A 3,305-nucleotide genomic window follows, 5' to 3' on the forward strand; every position below is an offset into this window, starting at 1 on the left:
ACGGAAAACCAAACAAAAACATAGCATAAGGCGGCTTAACACGCGTGTTATCACGCAGCGTCCGCATGGCATTTTCAGTGCATTTGACCTGCATCAATCCCGCCCCCATTTCCCCATGCTAGGGCGAGCCCATGCAAGAGAGCACCGATAGCCACCCCGCCCCCCGTCCCGGTCTGACGCGGTTCCTGCCGCCGATGCCGCTGTTTTTGTTGCAGCCGATCCTGAAGCGGGTCGTGGCCCGCGTGGCGCGTGAAAACCCCTCGCTTTTCAACCGCCTCGGCCCGCATAAAACGGCGCGATTTGTCGTTGATCCGCAGGGGCTGCCGTTCGGCCTGCTGTTGATTCCCGACCCCGAGGCGCTGACTTTCCGCGCCTTTCACCGCAACGCCGAGCCGCCCTCGGATGCGCGGATTGCGGGCAAGTTTCTGGATCTGCTCGGCCTGATGGACGGCGGCGCCGATGGCGACGCGCTGTTTTTCTCGCGCGATCTGGATGTGACGGGCAATACCGAGGCCGTGGTGTGCCTCAGAAACGCGCTCGACGATGTCGAAGGTTCGATAGCGGAGACGGTGGCCGGCATGTTCGGCGCGCCGGGCCGCGCCGCGCTGGCCGGGCTACGCCGGATGGCCGCGAAAAAGGGAGACCATGCATGAAACGCCCCGAACTCGTCTGCCCGGCAGGCACCCCTGCCGCGCTTCGCACCGCTGTGGAAGCGGGCGCTGACGCGGTCTACTGCGGCTTTCAGAACGCCACCAACGCGCGCAACTTTCCCGGCCTGAACTTCACGCCCGAGGAGATGGAAGCCTCGGTCGCCTTCGCCCACAAGCACGGCACCAAGGTTTTGCTGGCAACCAATACCTTCCCAACTGCGGGCAGGTTCGATCTTTGGCGCGACGCAGTCGATATGGGCGCGCGTTTTGGGGTGGATGCCTTCATCGTGGCTGACATCGGCGTGGCCGACTACGTCAAGCGCACCTATCCAAACATTCGCCTGCATCTTTCGGTGCAAGCCGCCGCGTCCAGCCCCGAGGCGATCCGCTATTATGTCCGCGAGTTCGGGGTCAAACGCGTGGTCTTGCCGCGCATCCTGACAGTGCCTGAAATCAAGCAACTCGCGCGCGAGATACCCTGTGAAATCGAAACCTTCATCTTTGGAAACCACGGGCTGATGGTTGAAGGGCGCTGCTCGCTTACCAACTACGTCACCGGGCTTTCAACGAACATGGACGGCGTCTGCTCTCCCGCCGCCGACGTGCATTACGACAAACAACCCGACGGTTCGGTCACCACGCGGCTTGCCGATTTCACCATCGACAGCTTTGCTCCGGATGAACAGGCGGGCTATCCCACGATCTGCAAGGGTCGCTATAATGCGCCGAACCGCCCAGACGCCTATTATGCGTTTGAAGAACCGATCAGCCTCAATCTTTCCGGCCTGCTGCCTGCGCTGATCGAGGCGGGGGTGGATGCTTTCAAGATCGAGGGGCGGCAACGCTCGCGCGCCTATGTGAAAAGCGCGGTCTCGGCGTTCCGCACGGCGGTCGATTCAATCCTCGCCGGGCAAGAGCCCCAACTGGCCGATCTGCTTGCCCTGACAGAGGGGCAAAAGCAGACCGAAGGTGCCTTCAAGACCAAGAAATGGCGGTGAACCCGATGCAAAGCCTTACCCTCGGCCCGATCATCTACCACTGGAAGCCCGAAGAGCGGCTCGATTTCTATGCGCGCATCGCTGATGAGGCACCGGTCGACACGGTCTATCTGGGCGAAGTGATCTGCTCGAAACGCACGCCGTATTTCGAGAAGGACTACCCCGATATCATCGAGCGGCTAGAGCGTGGCGGCAAGAAGGTGGTGCTATCTTCGCTTTCCGAAGTGGTGCTGAAACGCGAGCGCGACATGCTGGCCGCGATCTGCGAAACCGAGGGCCACGAGATCGAGATCAACAACACGGCGGGGCTTTTGGATGTGGCCGCGCGCCCGCACCGGGTTGGCCCGCTGATGAACATCTACAACGAAGAAACCATGCGCTATCTGACCAGCAAGGGCGCTACGCATTTCAGCCTTCCGGTCGAATTGCCTGCCACCGTCGTGAGCGAAATGGCAAAGGCTGCAAAGGGTTTGGACGTTGGGCTAGAGGTGCAGGTGTTTGGCCGTGCCTCGCTGGCGGTTTCGGCACGTTGTTATCATGCGCGCGCGCATTGCCGAACAAAGGACAACTGCCAGTTCGTCTGCGAGGAAGACCCCGACGGTATGCCGCTGAAGACCGTAACGGGGCAGTCTTTCCTGACGATCAACGGTATCCAGACGCTGTCGCACAGCTATATCAACCTGATAGAGGAAGTAGCCGATATGCCGGCGATGGGGGTGACGCATTTCCGCCTGATGCCGCAACGGGTCGATATGGTAGAGGTGGCAAAGGTTTTTGCCGACCGTCTCGAGGCGCGGATCGACACGGCCGAAGCCAAGGCACGGTTGGACGGGCTTTCGATGCCAGCGCCATTTTCCAACGGGTTCTGGCATGGCCAGCAAGGACGGCGGCAATTCGGCCCCAAGGTCGCCTGAACACTAGATGTTGCGGTAGTTTTGCCCCCTACCCAAGTTATCGCGGCTGTCCTATAGTGCCTGTGGATAACACCTTATTGGCACCAAGGAACACGCGATGCGCTGCCCTTTTTGCGGAAATGTCGATAGTCAGGTCAAGGATAGTCGGCCGGCTGAGGATCATGTAGCCATCCGCCGTCGCCGGTTTTGCCCGGCCTGCGGCGGCCGTTTTACCACCTATGAGCGTGTGCAGTTGCGCGATCTTGTGGTGATCAAGAACTCTGGCAAACGTGAAGATTTCGACCGCACCAAGTTGGAACGGTCAATTCGCATCGCCATGCAAAAGCGCCCGCTCGACCCCGAGCGCATTGACCAGATGATTTCGGGCATCGTGCGGCGGCTGGAAAGCATGGGGGAAACCGATATCGCTTCAAAGGTCATTGGCGAGATCGTGATGGAGACATTGGCACGGATCGACACCGTATCCTATGTGCGGTTTGCCAGTGTTTACAAGAACTTCCAGGCCGCGGATGACTTTGACAAGTTCGTCTCGGAGCTGCGCCCGCAAGGTGGCGCCGACGAGTGAGCGCCGAGTCCGACCGCCGCTTCATGGCGCTGGCATTGGCGCTTGCGGCGCGCGGACTGGGTAATGTTGCACCCAACCCGGCGGTTGGCTGCGTGATAGTTCAAGGCTCAACCATAGTCGGGCGCGGCTGGACCCAGCCGGGCGGGCGGCCCCATGCCGAGACCGTTGCACTGGCGCA

At 60.7% G+C, this 3,305-nt stretch carries 4 protein-coding genes and 1 pseudogene; all 5 read left to right on the top strand.

Features of this window, described 5'->3' with window-relative positions; translation table 11 throughout:
• Positions 1-131: 131 nt before the first annotated feature.
• Positions 132-653, top strand: a complete 522-nt coding sequence (locus tag ABY403_RS14865) for an SCP2 domain-containing protein (protein ID WP_372841602.1) — start codon at positions 132-134, stop codon at positions 651-653.
• A complete protein-coding gene (locus tag ABY403_RS14870) occupies positions 650-1,648 on the top strand; it encodes a peptidase U32 family protein (protein WP_372841603.1) in 999 nt (332 codons plus the stop codon). The genes ABY403_RS14865 and ABY403_RS14870 overlap by 4 nt, the downstream gene beginning before the upstream one ends.
• On the top strand, positions 1,639-2,562 hold the full coding sequence (locus tag ABY403_RS14875) for a U32 family peptidase (RefSeq protein WP_372841604.1): 924 nt from the start codon (positions 1,639-1,641) through the stop codon (positions 2,560-2,562). Before ABY403_RS14870 ends, ABY403_RS14875 begins: the two co-directional genes overlap by 10 nt.
• A 97-nt stretch (positions 2,563-2,659) precedes the next feature.
• Entirely contained in the window at positions 2,660-3,127 is a 468-nt protein-coding gene (nrdR, locus tag ABY403_RS14880; RefSeq protein WP_372841605.1) for a transcriptional regulator NrdR, read from the top strand.
• Positions 3,128-3,150: 23 nt separating this feature from the next.
• Positions 3,151-3,305: pseudogene (locus ABY403_RS14885) on the top strand (riboflavin biosynthesis protein RibD); the annotation flags it as partial.

Origin of the sequence: Phaeovulum sp., assembly GCF_041596715.1 — a bacterium.
GTDB lineage: Bacteria > Pseudomonadota > Alphaproteobacteria > Rhodobacterales > Rhodobacteraceae > UBA6213.